Source organism: Bacillus sp. 3255, assembly GCF_031456485.1.
Lineage (GTDB): Bacteria > Bacillota > Bacilli > Paenibacillales > NBRC-103111 > Paenibacillus_E.
In genome coordinates this window covers 205,443-221,970 of sequence record NZ_JAVDUS010000015.1, presented here as the reverse complement: position 1 = coordinate 221,970, position 16,528 = coordinate 205,443, and the positions used below count along the sequence as shown (strand labels likewise).

General features: G+C 54.7%; 20 protein-coding genes and 1 pseudogene. 5 read left to right on the top strand and 16 right to left on the bottom strand.

The window, feature by feature from the left end:
- Positions 1 to 72: 72 nt before the first annotated feature.
- The 5 genes from ald to J2X61_RS22425 form a co-directional block, all read right to left on the bottom strand.
- Positions 73 to 1,200, bottom strand: a complete 1,128-nt coding sequence (gene ald, locus J2X61_RS22445; RefSeq protein WP_274468000.1) for an alanine dehydrogenase — start codon at positions 1,198 to 1,200, stop codon at positions 73 to 75.
- A gap of 168 nt (positions 1,201 to 1,368) precedes the next feature.
- Positions 1,369 to 1,854, bottom strand: coding sequence for a ferric iron uptake transcriptional regulator (fur, locus tag J2X61_RS22440; protein ID WP_274467999.1), 486 nt, complete (start codon positions 1,852 to 1,854; stop codon positions 1,369 to 1,371).
- A gap of 105 nt (positions 1,855 to 1,959) precedes the next feature.
- A complete protein-coding gene (gene spoIIM / locus J2X61_RS22435; RefSeq protein WP_274467997.1) occupies positions 1,960 to 2,601 on the bottom strand; it encodes a stage II sporulation protein M in 642 nt (213 codons plus the stop codon).
- A gap of 62 nt (positions 2,602 to 2,663) precedes the next feature.
- Entirely contained in the window at positions 2,664 to 3,842 is a 1,179-nt protein-coding gene (locus J2X61_RS22430) for an endonuclease Q family protein (RefSeq protein ID WP_274467996.1), read from the bottom strand.
- A complete protein-coding gene (locus tag J2X61_RS22425) occupies positions 3,842 to 4,396 on the bottom strand; it encodes an NUDIX hydrolase (protein WP_274467995.1) in 555 nt (184 codons plus the stop codon). Before J2X61_RS22425 ends, J2X61_RS22430 begins: the two co-directional genes overlap by 1 nt.
- A 97-nt stretch (positions 4,397 to 4,493) precedes the next feature.
- Here J2X61_RS22425 and mciZ point away from each other — a divergent pair.
- Positions 4,494 to 4,559: pseudogene (gene mciZ, locus J2X61_RS36440) on the top strand (Z-ring formation inhibitor MciZ); the annotation flags it as partial.
- A gap of 34 nt (positions 4,560 to 4,593) precedes the next feature.
- On the opposite strand, the gene J2X61_RS22420 reads toward mciZ, so the two are convergent.
- Positions 4,594 to 5,712 (bottom strand): DUF3866 family protein, encoded by a 1,119-nt coding sequence (locus J2X61_RS22420; protein WP_310190688.1) that lies wholly within the window; start codon positions 5,710 to 5,712, stop codon positions 4,594 to 4,596.
- Between the two features lie 119 nt (positions 5,713 to 5,831).
- Positions 5,832 to 6,962, bottom strand: a complete 1,131-nt coding sequence (locus tag J2X61_RS22415) for a M20/M25/M40 family metallo-hydrolase (protein ID WP_274467992.1) — start codon at positions 6,960 to 6,962, stop codon at positions 5,832 to 5,834.
- A 72-nt stretch (positions 6,963 to 7,034) separates the two neighbouring features.
- On the opposite strand from J2X61_RS22415, the gene prli42 reads away from it, so the two are divergent.
- Entirely contained in the window at positions 7,035 to 7,139 is a 105-nt protein-coding gene (prli42, locus tag J2X61_RS22410) for a stressosome-associated protein Prli42 (RefSeq protein WP_274467990.1), read from the top strand.
- Position 7,140: 1 nt separating this feature from the next.
- Here the strand turns inward: prli42 and J2X61_RS22405 are convergent, their stop codons facing one another.
- From J2X61_RS22405 to lpdA, 4 genes are all read right to left on the bottom strand, one after another.
- Positions 7,141 to 8,526, bottom strand: a complete 1,386-nt coding sequence (locus tag J2X61_RS22405; RefSeq protein ID WP_274467989.1) for a dihydrolipoamide acetyltransferase family protein — start codon at positions 8,524 to 8,526, stop codon at positions 7,141 to 7,143.
- A 69-nt stretch (positions 8,527 to 8,595) separates the two neighbouring features.
- Positions 8,596 to 9,576 carry an alpha-ketoacid dehydrogenase subunit beta gene (locus J2X61_RS22400; RefSeq protein WP_310190683.1) on the bottom strand — a complete coding sequence of 327 codons (981 nt, stop codon included), beginning with the start codon at positions 9,574 to 9,576 and terminating at the stop codon, positions 8,596 to 8,598.
- 2 nt (positions 9,577 to 9,578) lie between these two features.
- On the bottom strand, positions 9,579 to 10,589 hold the full coding sequence (locus J2X61_RS22395) for a thiamine pyrophosphate-dependent dehydrogenase E1 component subunit alpha (protein WP_274467986.1): 1,011 nt from the start codon (positions 10,587 to 10,589) through the stop codon (positions 9,579 to 9,581).
- Between the two features lie 109 nt (positions 10,590 to 10,698).
- Positions 10,699 to 12,123 carry a dihydrolipoyl dehydrogenase gene (gene lpdA, locus J2X61_RS22390; RefSeq protein WP_274467985.1) on the bottom strand — a complete coding sequence of 475 codons (1,425 nt, stop codon included), beginning with the start codon at positions 12,121 to 12,123 and terminating at the stop codon, positions 10,699 to 10,701.
- Positions 12,124 to 12,301: 178 nt separating this feature from the next.
- Between lpdA and J2X61_RS22385 the strand changes: the two genes are divergently transcribed.
- Positions 12,302 to 12,559 carry a DUF2627 domain-containing protein gene (locus tag J2X61_RS22385; protein WP_274467984.1) on the top strand — a complete coding sequence of 86 codons (258 nt, stop codon included), beginning with the start codon at positions 12,302 to 12,304 and terminating at the stop codon, positions 12,557 to 12,559.
- Between the two features lie 14 nt (positions 12,560 to 12,573).
- Here J2X61_RS22385 and J2X61_RS22380 read toward each other — a convergent pair whose 3' ends face one another.
- From J2X61_RS22380 to steA, 3 genes are read right to left on the bottom strand one after another with little or no spacing between them, the layout of a single operon-like run.
- Positions 12,574 to 13,437: an MraY family glycosyltransferase gene (locus tag J2X61_RS22380; protein ID WP_310190681.1), complete on the bottom strand. Its 864-nt coding sequence runs from the start codon at positions 13,435 to 13,437 to the stop codon at positions 12,574 to 12,576.
- Positions 13,407 to 14,138, bottom strand: coding sequence for a glycosyltransferase family 2 protein (locus J2X61_RS22375; protein WP_310190678.1), 732 nt, complete (start codon positions 14,136 to 14,138; stop codon positions 13,407 to 13,409). Before J2X61_RS22375 ends, J2X61_RS22380 begins: the two co-directional genes overlap by 31 nt.
- Positions 14,135 to 15,370, bottom strand: coding sequence for a putative cytokinetic ring protein SteA (gene steA / locus J2X61_RS22370; RefSeq protein ID WP_310190676.1), 1,236 nt, complete (start codon positions 15,368 to 15,370; stop codon positions 14,135 to 14,137). The genes J2X61_RS22375 and steA overlap by 4 nt, the downstream gene beginning before the upstream one ends.
- Before the next feature lie 49 nt (positions 15,371 to 15,419).
- Here steA and J2X61_RS22365 point away from each other — a divergent pair, with 49 nt between their 5' ends.
- On the top strand, positions 15,420 to 15,605 hold the full coding sequence (locus tag J2X61_RS22365; RefSeq protein ID WP_310190673.1) for a hypothetical protein: 186 nt from the start codon (positions 15,420 to 15,422) through the stop codon (positions 15,603 to 15,605).
- A gap of 69 nt (positions 15,606 to 15,674) precedes the next feature.
- Here the strand turns inward: J2X61_RS22365 and J2X61_RS22360 are convergent, their stop codons facing one another.
- A complete protein-coding gene (locus J2X61_RS22360) occupies positions 15,675 to 15,854 on the bottom strand; it encodes a hypothetical protein (protein WP_274467978.1) in 180 nt (59 codons plus the stop codon).
- Positions 15,855 to 15,983: 129 nt separating this feature from the next.
- Between J2X61_RS22360 and J2X61_RS22355 the strand changes: the two genes are divergently transcribed.
- On the top strand, positions 15,984 to 16,238 hold the full coding sequence (locus J2X61_RS22355; RefSeq protein WP_274467977.1) for a hypothetical protein: 255 nt from the start codon (positions 15,984 to 15,986) through the stop codon (positions 16,236 to 16,238).
- Here J2X61_RS22355 and J2X61_RS22350 read toward each other — a convergent pair.
- Positions 16,187 to 16,444 carry a hypothetical protein gene (locus J2X61_RS22350; RefSeq protein ID WP_310190670.1) on the bottom strand — a complete coding sequence of 86 codons (258 nt, stop codon included), beginning with the start codon at positions 16,442 to 16,444 and terminating at the stop codon, positions 16,187 to 16,189. The genes J2X61_RS22355 and J2X61_RS22350 overlap by 52 nt on opposite strands.
- Positions 16,445 to 16,528 lie beyond the last annotated feature (84 nt).

The following is a 16,528-nucleotide window of genomic DNA, read 5'->3' as shown; positions in this document are numbered from 1 at the left end:
GTACGAAAAGATTATAGGCCATCCCCCATTTCTATCCATTGTTTAGGACAGGATATGAGGAACAGGCCCCGATTATGACAATTCGGACAACTTCACATACGGCAGTCCCAGCGCTTCGGCGACGGCCGGATGCGTCACGCTGCCTTTGTACGTATTGACGCCGAGCTGCAGCGCATAATTGGCCGTTACGGCCTCGATCAATCCTTTGTTCGCCAGCTCCAAGGCATACGGGAGCGTAACATTGGTCAGCGCCAGCGTGGACGTTCGCGGAACGGCGCCAGGCATGTTGGCGACTGCATAGTGCACGACGCCATGCTTCTCATACGTCGGGTCGCTGTGTGTCGTCACGCGGTCGATCGTTTCGATCGAGCCCCCTTGATCCACAGCGACATCGACGATGACGGCGCCGGGCTTCATCGCTTGGACCATCGCTTCCGTCACCAGACGCGGAGCTCTCGCCCCAGGAATGAGAACGGCGCCAATGAGGAGATCCGCCTTCTGCACGGCACTGGCGATGTTGAAGGGATTCGACATCAACGTATTCAGCCGGCCTCCGAATATATCGTCCAAAGCCCGCATCCGGTCCGCGCTCCGCTCGATAATGACGACGCTCGCGCCAAGGCCGAGCGCCATCTTCGCCGCGTTCGTGCCGACGATGCCTCCGCCTAGAATGACCACGTTCGCCGGCGGTACGCCCGGTACGCCGCCCAGCAGGATACCGCGCCCGCCGTAGAATTTCTCCAAGAAATGGGCGCCGATTTGAACCGACATGCGGCCGGCCACCTCGCTCATCGGCGTCAAAAGCGGCAGCGATCCGTTGGGGAGCTGGATCGTTTCATAGGCGACTGCCGTCACCTTCTTGCTGAGCAGATGGTCAGCCAAATCCCCAGCAGCCGCCAAATGCAAATACGTGAAGAGCAGCTGATCTTCGCGGAAATATCCGTACTCGGCGGGAAGCGGCTCCTTCACCTTCATAATCATATCGCTGCGTGCCCACACCTCAGCTGCATCAGGGACGATAAGCGCGCCCTCACGCGCGTAATCGTCATCGCCGAAGCCGCTTCCAGCGCCGGCACCCGCTTCAACCAGCACCTGATGCCCGGCAAGCAGAAGCATGCTCGCTCCGCCCGGCGTTAGAGCGACGCGATTTTCATTATTTTTGATTTCCTTCGGGACGCCGATTACAACTTTAGCAGTCATTCGCGTCAACCCTCTTTCTAATCAGCATTAATCATAATGTTCCCAAGCTTCCAGTCCGAATATGTGAAAAAACACATGATCAATTCTGATACCAGTATATGTCAGCAACAACAAAATGCCTGTACGCACGCGAGGTGCATACAGGCATTTTCTGTGTATGAACAGTATCTATTCCGATGCTGTTATTTTGGATTTGTCCAATGAGTCCGGTTTTCCCCGCTCGTTGCAGCGATAGCAAATACCTTGAAAATCAAGCCGATGATCCAGCACTTGGAAATGAAAATCTTTGTCCAGTCTTTCTTCCAAAGGACCGAGCCAATCTTCCATAATTTCGTCCACAGTCCCGCACTGGACACAAATTAAATGGTGATGATGATGACGCGTGCTGTCGTCCCGCAAATCGTAACGCGCGACCCCGTCGCCAAAATTCATTTTCTCCAGGACATGCAGCTCGCTGAGCAGCTCTAAGGTACGGTACACGGTTGCCAGACCGATCTCCGGAGCTTTATCTTTGACGAGCATGAAGACATCCTCGGCGCTAAGATGATCTTGTTCATTTTCTAAAAGTACACGCACAGTCGCTTCCCGTTGGGGGGTAAGCTTGTACCCTTGGGATTGCAGCTGCTGCTTAATTTTCTCAATCCTTGCTTCCATATGCCTCCCCCTCAGAAAGGTGGGCATCCAAGCCCAATTTTAGCCACTCTTTTCATTATAGGGGGAGCTTGCGGACAAAGTCAAACAGAAAACCTGCTACACAGCTCAGCCGTAGAGCGGAGCCAGCATCGGCGTGACCCATTTCATCATCAGTTGGGACATATAACCCTCCCACAGCGCGGCTCCGAGCATCAGCATGCCCATTAACAGCGTGAGCGACGTGTACCGCATGAAGGGTTGGTACATATTGCCGTTACGGCTCATGAAGCGATTCTTGATCATATAGATGGAGAACGACATCGCTGCCACCGAGCAGAACAGAATGGCCGGAATGACGATCAAATTTTGCGGAGCGACGGAAACGAGCGCGAACAGCATCCCTTTCCAGGACATTTGGCCGACCAGATAACCGACCGTGAAGCCGATCAGCACACCTTTCAGGAAATCGAGCACGAGAATGAGCGGCAGACCGATGACCGACAGTCCGAACAGCCAGATAAGCAGAATCCACTTCATATGCATGCCGAAGGATTGAACGAACGATTGTCTGCTGTCAAACTCCGCACCATCGTTGATCTCTTGAAAGAAGCTGCCCAAGTGTCGCGTCATTTCTTGCTTTTGTTCCAAAGAAAGAGCGTTCACCATCACGGCGCCGAACACAACGCCAATGATGAAAAGCACGGAGACGAATATAAATAGCGGCAAATTGTCCTTCATATATTGTTTCATCGACTGGTTCCTATTCACTCTCGCAGCTCCTTCCTGTGTACAACCTCTACAAAGATAAGCTTATGAGCGAAAATAGGAATCTATGAACGATTTTTCACTTTGCCGTATTTGCCGCCGCCTCCAACTTCCAGCGATAGCGTGCCTTCTCGCGCCTGGGTAAGATAGCCTGCTATCTCTTCACCGACGACTTGCTCCAGCTCCTCCAGCGTCGCGCGGTGCAGCACATCCATCTCCGTCCCGAACCGCTGCAGCAGCTGATTGAGCTTCTTGGGGCCAAGACCCGGAATGAATTCCATGGGCACTTGAAAATGGTAAGGCGGCCGGTAAGGCGGCAAATACGGCTCTTCCCGGTCGGCCAATGACAGAATCCGGTCCATCACGCCTCTGACGATTTTGTTGCTCCCGCAATCTCCGCAGCGCTCTACGGTGCCGTTCTGCTCGTCCAGCACGGCTTCACAGAGGGAGCAATACGTGCGGTGATACTTGCCGAGACGGGGATTCAATCCGTAGTTCGCAGCGACCCCCCGGCCTTCCTGACGCAAGAGCGCCTTGACAAGCTCCTCGTAAGTAGGGGCCTCGAGCAGCATTTTATTGTATTCGCGTCCGATCTTGCCCAAGGAGTGGGCGTCGGAGTTCGTGACGAATGTGAAAGGATCAAGCTCCGAAATGCATCCCGCCATCTCGGAATCCGAGCTCAAGCCCAGCTCTACGGCAGCGACGCCTTGCAGATCGAGCAAATGTTCCATCCGGGTCGTGGCGCTGCCATAAACGCTCTTGTGAGGTGTAAAGATATGCGCCGGAATGAGAATCCCGCCTCTGCCGAGCACCTCCTCCTGAAGCACCCGCGCAGGCACGTAAATGCGCTGTGAGCTTAGCTCCACATTTTTCATATGCCGCTTCATCCACTGTGTAAAGTCCTGCATCGTAGTGAGATCAGGCAGGTATGCGAGCAAATGCGCCGCCCCCATGCCCGGATCCCGCACCTCGATTTCGCTCCCCAGCATTATCGTCGTATCCCGGTAGCGGATCCCGCCGCCTTCCTGCTCCGTCATCTCCCCGCTGTCAAGATACGTCTTAATATCGTCCTGCACCGCAGGAGACTGGCAGTCGATAATGCCGATGATCTCCATTCCTTTGCGGACAGCCGCTTCATGGGCAATATTGAAAAACGTCAAATTATTGGCTGCGGAAATTTTCACAGCCTTCCCCTTGTCGGTACGCCCGATATGAATATGCAGATCTACATAATAAGCATTCATTAGATTTGCCCCGTTAACCGGTACAACTGCCACGCGTATACGGCCATGATCGTCTTGGCGTCGCTGATGCGCCCGTCTCTTATATACTGCTGAGCTTGCTCCAGCGTAATCGCTTCGCATTCCAGGAACTCATCTTCATCGGGATTCGCGCTGCCTTTCACCAAATCCTCGGCGATATACATATGGATGATTTCATCGGCAAAACCGGGAGACGTATAGAACGAGCTGACCAGCTTGATATTGTCCGTCCGGTAGCCGGTCTCCTCCTCCAGCTCGCGAAGGGCCGCCTTCAGCGGCTCCTCGCCTGCATCCAGCTTGCCGGCAGGAATTTCGACCTGGCTCTTCTCGAGCGGCTTGCGGTATTGTTCCACGACGATCATCGTATCCCCCAGCAGCGGAATAACGGCTACCGCCCCCGGATGCTTGACGATTTCTCTTGTAGCCGTTTCGCCATTCGGCAGTTTGACCGTGTCCACTTGCAGGGAGATGATTCGTCCCTTGAAGATGGGTTGAGTTTCAATCGTGATTTCTTCAAATTTTTTATATGCTGTCATACGCGTGTTTTCATCCTTTCAAAATGGGGAATAACTTGTCCTACTTTCGCATATCGATCATTATATCAAATTTTGATTGGGAAAGAGGAATGAGACGATGAAAAGCTATGTCACCGAACGACAAATCCGCCTTGTAGGCAAGGCTTGGGAAATCAAACGCCAGCTTCAGCTCATGCTGCAGCAGGGCGGACACACCACTACCCTGATGGACTATGCAGCCGGAGTGCATAATCAACAGCCGCGCAAATCCCTTGGAAATACGCCGGGTCCTCAAATAATCCCCTTCCCATCGAGGTGATGGGCTGGGGATAATCGCTCAATGCACCGGCTATCTCCGAGCCTGCAGCCGCAGGCATCATCTTGACGAGATGACGCTCCAGTTGTTGCGCTTGCCGGCCGATCACGTCAGCCTGCTCCCCTTCTAGCAGCGGCAGAGGCACTGCGGCAGGACAAGCAGCGGCGAGCTGCAGCGCAGTCAGCGTATGGTGCGAGAGTCCGACATGACGGGAACGCCGGTCGGCAAAGGAAAGACGCGGAATAACAATCGGAATTCCCCCGAGCGCATGCACGGCATTCACGAGTTCCCCGATTTCGATTCCGGAATAACCGTAGCGCGTCCCTGTACCGACGATGCCGGGACCCATCGTGACGAGCGCGAGATCGGCACGGACGACGTGTTTCGCGCTAATTAAGGCACTGAATTTGTTAACCGCTTCCAGTTTCCCCCCGTACGCTTGGCCGTATGTAATCGTGCTCGCCAGCCAGCCCATACGTTCCAGCAGCGCCACATGTGTGCTCCAGGCCAGAGGCAGTGCGCCTCCGTCCGTCATCACATAAGCCGTACGCGCCGCTTGGCGATTGTCCTGCCGCTCGCGGTACCGCAGCCAGCACATCGCCACAGGCAGCATGCTGTGCAGTTCCCCCAGCAGGACGGGCATGCTCTCCAGGCTCACCTCTTTTTGAAAAATCGCATGATACGGGCTGCACGCCTCTTCGACAGCGAGCACACTCCGCTGGAACGGGGTGTATTTGAGTTTCACGATATGTCCGCGAGCAGGCAACGCGCTATCCGCAGGCAGCTGTTCCGCGTTATTCATGACCGACATCACGAGATGATAGCCCCCCGAACCTAAACCCAGCTCCTCGGCCGTCACATTTAACTCGACCGTGTCACCGACACGCAGCAAAGGTGAACCTTCCGTATAATGAACCGCCTGCTGCTCCACGCCGCTGCGCTGCATGAGGACACTTACGATCTGCAGTCCCTCTCTCTCCGTTACAATGTCCGTAACGATTCCCTTCTCCCGCATGAGCATGGTCTGTATCCCCCGTTAATTGCAATCTCATACGAAGCCTATGACAAGCGGCCGCATTACATGCAAAAAAACCGACCAGTCCGCTGCAGTGCGCAGCATAGACCAATCGGTTCATCTCGTTATACCTTTGCAGATTCCTTCACAAGCGCTACGACCAGCTCCGCCGTTTTGACCATATCACTGATGGCGATATGCTCTTTGGTCGTGTGAATCTCATGGTAGCCGACAGCCAAATTCACCGTCGGAATGCCCATGCCGTTAAAAATGTTCGCATCGCTGCCGCCGCCGGAATGGAACGTCCGTGCCGTCAAACCGAGCGTTGACATCGCGCGGGCCGTCAACTGGACGATCGGTGCGGAATCGTCGTGCATGAAGGACGCGTAAGCGATCTCGGCTTTAAATTCGCACGTTGTGCCGGCTTCCGCCGCCGCCGCTTCACAAGCCTCTTTCATCGCGGCAATTTGCGCTTCCAGCTTATGCTGTACGATGCTGCGGGCTTCCGCATTCATGACGACGCGATCGCATACGACGTTCAGCGGGCCCGTACCGGCGAAGCTGCCGATGTTCGCAGTCGTTTCGCTGTCAATGCGGCCGAGCGACATGCGCGCAACGGCTTTGGAAGCGACCTGGATGGCAGAGATGCCATCTTCCGGGTTGACGCCGGCATGCGCCGATTTCCCGACGAAAATGATTTCAATTTCCGCGCGGCCCGGTGCAGCCACAGCAATGTCGCCGATGGCACCGTTGGAATCAAGGGCGAAGCCGAACTTCGCTTCCATCAGCTCGCGATTCATCGCACGCGCACCCTTCAAACCGTTCTCTTCGCCTGCCGTGATCACAAACTGAATGCGGCCGTGCGGAATATGTTGCTCCTTCAGCACGCGAATGCCTTCGAGCATCGCGGCAATCCCCGCTTTGTCGTCGCTGCCTAGAATCGTCGTGCCGTCACTGCGGATATAACCGTCTTCGCCGATTTGCGGCTTGATGCCTTGGCCCGGTGCTACCGTATCCATGTGGGATGTAAAAAAAATCGTCGGAATCGCGGCATTGCTGTCCGTGGCTTCCAGCGTGCAGATCAAATTGCCCGCTCCGTGGCCGCTTCTTTCCTTCGAATCATCCTCGAACACCGATAAGCCCAAGGAGCCGAATTTGTCCTTCAAGACGGCGCAAATTTGCTGCTCATTGCGAGTTTCGCTATCTACCTTCACAAGCGAGATGAATTCTTCCACTAAACGGTTCTGCTGAATCATGTACTTTCCTCCGATACTCACTATGGGTTACAATAAAACAGTACAAGCTTTCACGATAAGGAGTGACTTCACATGCTGCAAAATAGACGTTGGTTCAAAGTCGTCATTTACGTTATGCTGATCACCATGCTGCTTTCAAGCGTATTGTTTACAGCCGGGTTATTTTTTGATTCGTAAATTAATAAATTTTTGTATCCGCGTTGTAGCTTTCCAAGTTTTCTTTGACCCTCTGCAGGAATCTGCCGCAAATGACGCCGTCGAGAATCCGGTGATCAAGCGACAGGCACAGGTTCACCATGGAACGTACAGCAATCATATCTTGAATAACGACAGGCTTCTTCACAATCGATTCGAAGGTCACAATGGCTGCTTGCGGGTAGTTAATGATCGGATAAGACAGAATCGAACCGAAGGAGCCTGTATTATTTACCGTGAAGGTGCCGCCGACCATATCGTTCAAAGATAGTTTCCCGGCGCGCGTCTTCTTCGTCAGTTCGTCGATTTCTCTTGCCAGGCCGGCGATATTTTTCTGATCCGCTTTCTTGATAACCGGTGTCAGCACCGAATCTTCCGTACCTACGGACAACGAAATGTTGATATCGCGCTTCACGATAATTTTGTCGACAGCCCAGACGGAGTTGATGATCGGGTAATCCTTGATCGCGTTGACGACAGCTTTCAGCATGAACGCCAAGTACGTCAAGTTAATGCCTTCGCGGCGCATGAACTCGTCTTTCACTTTATTCCGCAGCACGACGAGATTCGTGACGTCGACTTCAATCATTGTCCAAGCGTGCGGAATTTCCGTCACGCTTTGGCGCATTTTCGACGCAATGGCGTTACGGATTGGCGTCACGTCAATGAAATGCTCGTTGCGTGCATCCATCGAGTAACCCTCCGCTTCGATCAGCGGTGTCTGCGGGTTGGCCGACAGATGAATGCCGGAGCTGCGAACCGGCAGATTAGCCGGCTGAACGTCAGCGATGGGAGCGGACCCGGCTTGCATAGCAGCCGGCTGCCTTTGTTCAGCTGCCGGTACAGCTGGTGCTGCCGGAGCCGGAGCAGCTTGCGTCGGCGCAGACGTTCTGCCGCCGCCCGCGATGTACTGCTCAACGTCCTTGCGCGTAATTCTTCCGCCAAGTCCGGTGCCGGCGACGCGCGTCAAGTCGACCTGATTCTCCTGGGCAAGCCGTTGGACGGCAGGCGAATAGCGTCCGCGCATGCTCTGATCCACGCTCTCCGCCGCAGCACCTTCCGCATAGCTCTCGGCTTCAACCGCTTGATGCGTGGAAGCGCCGGCGCTGCCCGCCGACTCCTCGATCAAGCAAATCGCTTCACCGACAGCTGCCGTTTCCCCGTCGCCGACAATGATTTTCACCAATCTGCCTTCAATGGGGGAAGGCATCTCCGTATTTACTTTCTCTGTGAAGAGTTCACACAACACATCGTATTGTTCAATATAATCGCCCGGCTTCTTAAGCCATTTGCCGACTGTAGCCGAGACGAGACTCTCCGCCAAATGCGGAACCGTCACTTCGGTTAACCGACCGTTCGCTTGATTCATGGGTAGTATACCTCCTAAGTTCAGGAAATGATCAATGGCATGAAATTAGACCAAAGGAATGATGGACTGTTAAAACATAGCAAGCTGGCGCATAGCTTCCTTCAGCTTGTCGCTATTGAGCAGGAAGAACTTCTCCATCGGAGGGTTACTGCCCACGGCCGGTGCGTCCGGTCCGCATAATCGGGAGATTGGCGCATCCAGTTCGAACAGCAGTTCTTCCGCGATGATGGCGGACACTTCAGCGCCGACGCCGCCCGTTTTGTTATCTTCATGGGCGATAAGCACTTTGCCCGTTTTCTTCGCCGCTTCGAGAATCGCTTCTTTGTCCAGCGGCTGCAGGGAACGCAGATCGAGCACGTGAGCCGAAATGCCTTCCTTCGCTAGCTCTTCAGCGGCTTGCAGCGCGAAGTTGACGACCATGCCGTAGGCGATGACCGTAATGTCCGTGCCTTGACGCTTCACATCGGCTTTGCCGATCGGCACGATGTAATCCTCTTCCGGGACATCCGCGGACAGCGCAAGATAAGCCTTCTTGTGCTCGAAGAACAGCACGGGATCCGCATCGCGGATGGCCGCTTTGAGCAGCCCCTTCGCATCGTAAGGATTGGAAGGCGCCACGATTTTGAGACCCGGCGTGCCGAAGAACACCGATTCCGGACACTGGGAATGGTACAAGGCGCCTGCGCCGGTCGCCCCATAAGGTGCGCGGATGACGATCGGGCAGCTCCAGTCGTTATTGGAACGATAGCGGATCTTGGCCGCTTCGCTTAAGATTTGGTTCGTTGCCGGGAAGATGAAATCGGCGAACTGAATTTCGGCGACCGGCTTCATGCCGTACATCGCCGCGCCGATCGCGACGCCGACAATCGCGGACTCCGCGAGCGGCGTATCCAATACGCGATCCTCTCCGAAGAGATCGCGGAGGCCCTTGGTGGTGTTCAAGACGCCACCTTTGCCGACATCCTCGCCGAGGACGAAGACGTTGTCATCGCCTTGCATTTCTTCCTGCATCGCAGAGCGGATGGCTTCCAAATAAGTAATGACTGCCATAATTATTGGTCAACTCCTTCTGCGTATACGTGACGAAGCGTATCTTCCGGCTTCGGATATGGCGCCGCATCCGCATATTTGGTAGCTTCATTAATCTCTTGCTTCAGTTCATCCAGCAGTTGAGCGTCCTGCTCCTCGCTCCACAAGCCGCATTCCATCAAATATTCTTTGAACTTCACAATACCGTCCTTCTGACGGTTCTCTTCCACTTCCTCGCGCGTCCGGTACAGCATGTCGTCATCGGAAGTGGAGTGCGGCATGAGACGATAGGACATCATCTCGATCAGCGTCGGCCCCTCGCCGCGAAGTGCTCTGTCTCTGGCTTCCTTCGTCACCCGGTACATCTCAAGCGCATCGCTGCCGTCGACTTGAATGCCTGGGAAGCCGTAGCCCAATGCGCGGTCCGAAATTTTGCCGGCAACCTGCTTGTGCAGCGGAACGGAAATGGCGTATTGATTGTTCTCACAAACGAAAATGACAGGTAATTTATGTACGCCCGCGAAGTTGCAGCCCTCATGGAAATCCCCTTGATTGCTGGAGCCTTCGCCGAAGGACACATACGTCACGATGTCCTGTTTCTTCATCTTGGCGGCCAGCGCAATTCCCGCCGCATGCGGCACTTGCGTCGTAACAGGTGAAGACCCTGTGACGATATGATTCTTCTTATCGCCGAAGTGGCCGGCCATCTGTCTGCCGCCGCTGTTAACGTCCTCCGCTTTGCAGAAAACGGCGAGCATCAGATCCTTCACGGTCATGCCGACCGCAAGAACGAACGCATAGTCGCGGTAATAAGGCAGAAAATAATCCTTCTTCGGTTCCATGGCGAAAGCCATGCCGACCTGACCGGCATATTGGCCCATCCCGGAAACGTGAAACGGAATTTTGCCCGCACGCTGCAGCATGAAAGCCCGTTCATCATATTTCGCTGCAAGACACATGATTCTATACATACGAATGACAACTTCGTCGGATAACCCTAAAGTTCTGTGCTTATAAAGCTGACCAATGGACATGGAGGTTGCCTCCTTCAAAATAGTTTTAAGTTCGCAAGTTTTATTACCTGGTCCTAATACTTGACTCTATAAGCTTATTATAAACGCAAATGGTTATGAATACAATTTTTTATCCGCTGATCGCAATTCCGTCGACGGCCAGCATCGCTTCTCCTAGGGCCTCGGACAGCGTCGGATGCGGGTGAATCGTTTGTCCGACTTCCCAAGGCGTGGCATTCAGCATTTGCGCAAGCGCCGCTTCCGTAATCGAATTCGTCACATGCGGCCCAATCATATGAACACCGAGAATGTCGTTCGTTTCACGATCCGCAATCACTTTCACGAAACCGTCGGTGTCCCCGTATACCAGCGCTTTCCCGATCGCCTTGAAGCTGAATTTGCCGACCTTGACTTGACGGCCGAGCTCGGCCGCCTGCTGCTCCGTGTAGCCTACGCTGGCGATTTCCGGACGCGTATACGTACATTTCGCCACGAGATGCGGCTTAAGCTCATGCGGCGTCAAACCGGCGATATGTTCCGCAGCCGCAATTCCCTCATGCCCGGCCATATGCGCCAGCATCAACCCGCCGATCACATCGCCTACGGCATAGATATGAGACTCCGTCGTCTGCATGTGGGAATTCACGCGAATGACGCCCTTTTCCACTTTCACGTCGGTATTCTCAAGCCCGATCCCCTCGACATTGGCGAGGCGGCCAACGGAAACCAACACTTTGGCCGCCTGCAGCGTAACGATTTCCCCCTGCTTGTCCGCTTGCAAAGTAACGGATCCGTCCGCTGCCTTCACAGACTCGGGAATCACTTTCGCGCCGGTCACCAGGTTAATGCCCCGCTTCTTGAACAAGCGCTCGAGCTCCTTCGAAATATCGCCGTCCTCCATACTCACCAACCGCTTGTCGAGCTCGACGATCGTCACCTCCACGCCGAAATCGCGCAGCATAGAAGCCCACTCCACACCGATCACGCCGCCCCCGACAATGATAACCGATTTGGGCAGTTCCTCCATCCGGAGCGCATCTTCGCTAGTCATAATATGGGTGCCGTCAATTTCAAGCCCCGGCAAGGTGCGCGGTCTCGAGCCGGTTGCAATAATCAGATTGGCGGACAGCAGCATCTCGATCTCGCCGTCTTCCTTCTCGACCGAAACCGCTCCGCTGCGCGGCGAGAAAATCGAAGGACCGATAATGCGGCCGTTGCCGTAATGAACGGTAATTTTATTTTTCTTCATCAGGAACTGCAGCCCTTGATGCAGTTGATCGACGATGCGCTGTTTGCGGGCTAACACGCTGTCGAACTTGAGCTCGAGCGAGCCTGCCACGATCCCGTAGTCTTCGCTTTTCTTCATCGTTGCATATACTTCTGCGCTGCGCAGCAGCGATTTGCTCGGAATGCACCCTTGATGCAAGCAGGTGCCGCCCAGCTTATCCCGTTCAACGACAGCGACTGTTTTCCCCAACTGTGCAGCCCGGATCGCAGCCGTGTATCCGCCGATGCCCCCGCCTAAGACTACGACATCATATCTATGTTCACTCATTATGTAATTCCTCCCTATGAACTCTAAGTAACCTTATATGTAACGTTAGTCTCTACTATATTACCCTTTTTTGGATGGGAAATCATAGTCCTATTTGTGAATTAGACAGGTTTGCCGTTTCCGGTTATGATGATAGAAAAGATCTGAGATTGATAATGTTAGGAGCAGTTAAGCAGCTATGAAAGCACCTTTTTACCGATTTATCGCTATTCTTCTACTCGTCATTCCCGGTTTGACGGCAACCTACGGTTTTCTCGCCATGAAAGACGCTTTTTTCGCACAATTCGATCCCGACGGTCACATGCTCTGGGGCAAATTCATGCTCGGACTAATCCTCTTTCTATTAGGCGTCGCGTTCATTGGAGGCTGGACGTTCTTCCGTGACCGCAAGCGGAATTATCTCGCGCCCCGTTTTAAAGCCAAACGGCGCAAATAGACCGGACCTGTTGTTCAAGTCCGGCCTAGACGATCCAGCCAATGTAAGAAGCGGTTCCGCTCGATGAGCAAGGTGAGGGAACTCACCTCGGCTTGCCGATGCACATAGCCGAGTACCGCCGTAATGAACAGCTGAAGCCCCCATGGGAGGCACATCAGAACGGCATATCCGAGGGTGAAACCGAGCAGGTTCGCTCCGGCATCGCCGAGCATGCCTCTTCCCCGAACATCCGTCCCATACAAGAAGGCGGCTCCGAGCAGGATCGGCCCAAGCGGCTGCAGGCCGTCAACGGGCAGATGGCGAGCAATCGCGAAGCCGAGCAGTCCGACCGCCGCGATGCCGGCGAAGAACACCTTCAAAGAACGGCCGGGGCGCACGTCCAGCAAATTCAGAGCATTCGTCATGAGCATCACCATGACGATCTGTCCCCCCACCCATAAGTGCGGGGTTTGTTTGTTATGGACGGAAATGACGAGCCAAGCTGCAGCCGACGCGATGCCAAGCGCCTTGACTGCGCCCATCGACACCGTTTTCGATTCCTTCCAATACCGGAAATGTCCTCTCAGCCCTTTGACCTCTTTATGGCCTATGAGATCGTCTGTCCAGCCCAACAGGAACACCAGCGTAGCCGCGAAAGCGAACACGTGCCGGTTGGCCTCCAGCTCCCGGCCGGCTGCGAACGACGTCAGCTGGATAGTCAACTGATGCAGCCACAGAAGCAGCCACAAGAACACCCCTAGCCCGCGCGGGACCGTATGGCCGGTATAATTGCTCTCTACCTGGCCATGCCCTTGCAAGAACCGCACGACGTGCGGCAGCAGCCACCTGCCCGCTGCCGCCAATATGATCAGATCGAGGAGCGATCCGACGATACCCATACCGGCTTCCGCTCCTTCCAGCGGGAGAGCAGCGTCAAGCCGACCGCGGCGAACTGCTTGCCGCGGTGCATGAAACCGTGCCAGTTCCGCCCCGTTTCCCGGTGCGTGACCGGCACGTCCAGCTCCACGATGCGCAGGCCGTGCCGCACCGCATCGATCGTCATCGCGACTTCCACGCCGAAGCCGCGGCGAAGCTCGCCTAGCTCCCGCAGCCGTTCCGCGCGCACCGCGCGCTGTCCGGACAAGGGAGCTTCGGTCTCATAGCCGCTGAGCAGGCGAATGCCGCGGCGGGCCAAGCCCTTCACCAAGCCGAAGCCTCCCTTGGTGCGGGATGGCGGCAGCTTCGCTATCGCCATATCCGCCTCGCGCCGCAGCAGCGGCTCGATGAGCGCAAGAGCTTCCCCCGCCGTCGACTGCAGGTCGGCGTCCAGGAAGAGCAGCAGCTCGCCTCCCGCCGCGCCGGCGCCGGATTGCATCGCCGCGCCTTTGCCGCTGCGCCGCTCGTGGCGGATCAGCTTATCCACCCACGGCCAAGCAATGTCATATGTACTGTCGCTGCTGCCATCGTCCACGACGACGATTTCAAACGTCACGCGCCGGTCCGTCAAGCGGGACGACTGCTCCTGGAGATCGCGCAGCGTCGTCTCGATCGTCTTCGCCTCATTCCACGCAGGGATGATGATGGATACATAAGGTCTCATCCTTCACCTCCAAGCTTCCATACGACGTGGGCAGCCCGCTTCAAGATCCAATGCAGCTGGAGCAGCCCCAAGCCGATGAAGAAGAGTGAGAGCAGCATCGTGACGAGCGCCTCTTTGGTCCATCTGCGCGGCTTATACAGAATGCCGATGCTTTTGATATCCACCAGCCGCGCTCCGAGCTTCATCCGAACGAGCAATGTGCTTCCCATGCCGGCTCTTCCTTTCTCCAGGAAATCGATCATATGCGTACGCGCCCCGACTGTGACCAGCACTTCCCCCTGTTTCTCGTAAGCTAACAGAAGCGCCGCGTCCTCGCTCGTTCCGAAGCAGGGCAGAATGTGCGCCGTCAGCCCCAAAGCATTCGTCCGCTGCAAGCCGGGCGCCGTTCCATCCGGATAGGCGTGCACCACCAGCTCGGCGCCGCTGGCGAGAGCCCGGTCCGTCACGCTGTCCATATCCCCGATAATGAGATCCGGGCGGTAGCCGCAGTCCAGAAGCGCGTCGGCGCCGCCATCCACCCCGATCAGAATGGGGCTCATTTCCGTAATATAGGCTTTCGCCGCCTGCAAGTCTTTCTTGTATCCTTTCCCCCTCGACACAATCAGCACATGCCTGCCCTCGAGATTCGTCTCCAGGCATAGGTGCGGTAGCGGTTTCATGACGGCGTCCTTCTCGCGCATCGCATAGTTAAGCGTATTCGCAATAAATTGCTCCATCAGCTTGGCCGCCTGTTCATTGGCAAGCTGCTGTAAGCCGATCCACTTCTCACGCGTAAATGCGCTGCACGGGATGACACGCCCCTCAACGAGAATATGATCCTCATAGATCTCGATTTCCGCTTCCGGCGTAAAAGCTTCGAACGCTTCACCGTCCGCTTCCCACACCGGAATATGCTGCTGCAGCAGCATGAGGGGACCGTGTGTGGGGAACGCGCCGCTCATCGTTTCTTGACAGTTGACGACCGCTTTCACTTTCTGATCGATCAGCTCTTGGGCAATCACTTCATCGAGATCGCGATGCCGGAGAACGACGATCCGGCCGGGCGGCAAATCGCGGAGCAATACTTTGGTCACCTCGCCCCTGCTAATCTTTCCCTTGCAGAGCGGCAACGCTTTGGAAGAAAACAATGACAGCGACGACCAGTTCAAAATAGGACACCGACTTTCCTTTCGACTATGGATGGATTTATTTTGTCCGCACGGATGGGAATGTATGTATATTTTGCAGCGCATATGGCAAGCATTGAGGTTATATTCTTACGGAAAGGAGGAGAACACATCCATGGAGCTAAACATGAGTGCAGAGGAAGTGCTTGGCCATATTGTGCAGCTTCACAACACCGGAGAATCGCTAGCTAAGAAACATGTGAAGAAGGAGCATCCGGATTTAATGAAAAATGCGTTGTACTACTACCCTAGTTGGGAACACGCGCTGCAGAAGACCGGTATGGGCACTATTGTTCACTAAACATACATAACGCGATAACATGACAAAGCTCCGGGGAGATTCTCCTCGGAGCTCTTTTTTCATCGGCCGCTAATCGTCCAACACTTCCCATTCCACCTGAATCATGCGGTCAACCCAAGTACGAATCTTCACTTCGATGGCGCTCTCGATCTCTTCCTCGGTCATTTCACCCAGCTTATGCTCGGCAATTTCCAGCACATCCTGCTTCACGGGCTTGCCCTCTACAGCTAATTGAACGCTTATGCGCATACGTCTCCCCCTTTTATGAATCGTACAAAATGCTTATGAAAAGAACTTTCCATTGCGGTCAGCCGCCAATTATCTATACAATAGAGAACATGAGCAATGAGTCCATCCAATAGAAATGGGGAATATCCTATGTCCAGAACGCAAGCACAGAAAGTCCGGCAGCGCCAAGTCCGCGAAGGCAAGGCGGATCCGGCCGCTTTCCGTATGACTTGGAACGGTATGAATCCGGTAACCAAGAAGACGCCGACCCGCCATGAACGGGCCTCCAAACAACTGCATAAACATCACGCAAGGAATTGGAACCAGCACCATGGGGACGATTCCTTTTTGCATTATGGCCCGCTTGTCCCGTCTGCGATGGGAATCCCCTGCTCCGCCGCATAGCGAATCAGCGCTTCCTTCTCCTCCGGCTTGAAGCTGTATTTGCAATCAAAGCCGTTGAAATAGAGCATCCACGACGTTACCGCACCGTCGGCACCTGCTGAAAGTTCTGCGACATACAACGAGTCGGGCTCATCTTCGAATTGCAGTCCGATGTGCAGCTGCATGCCGTTTTCCGTCATTTCCTGCTCACAATAATCAAAGATCACTGCCGCTTAGCCTCCTATTGAATAAAATGTTATTTATTTATATAATATACTAACGCGCCCAGACTAATAAAGATACGGGCATGC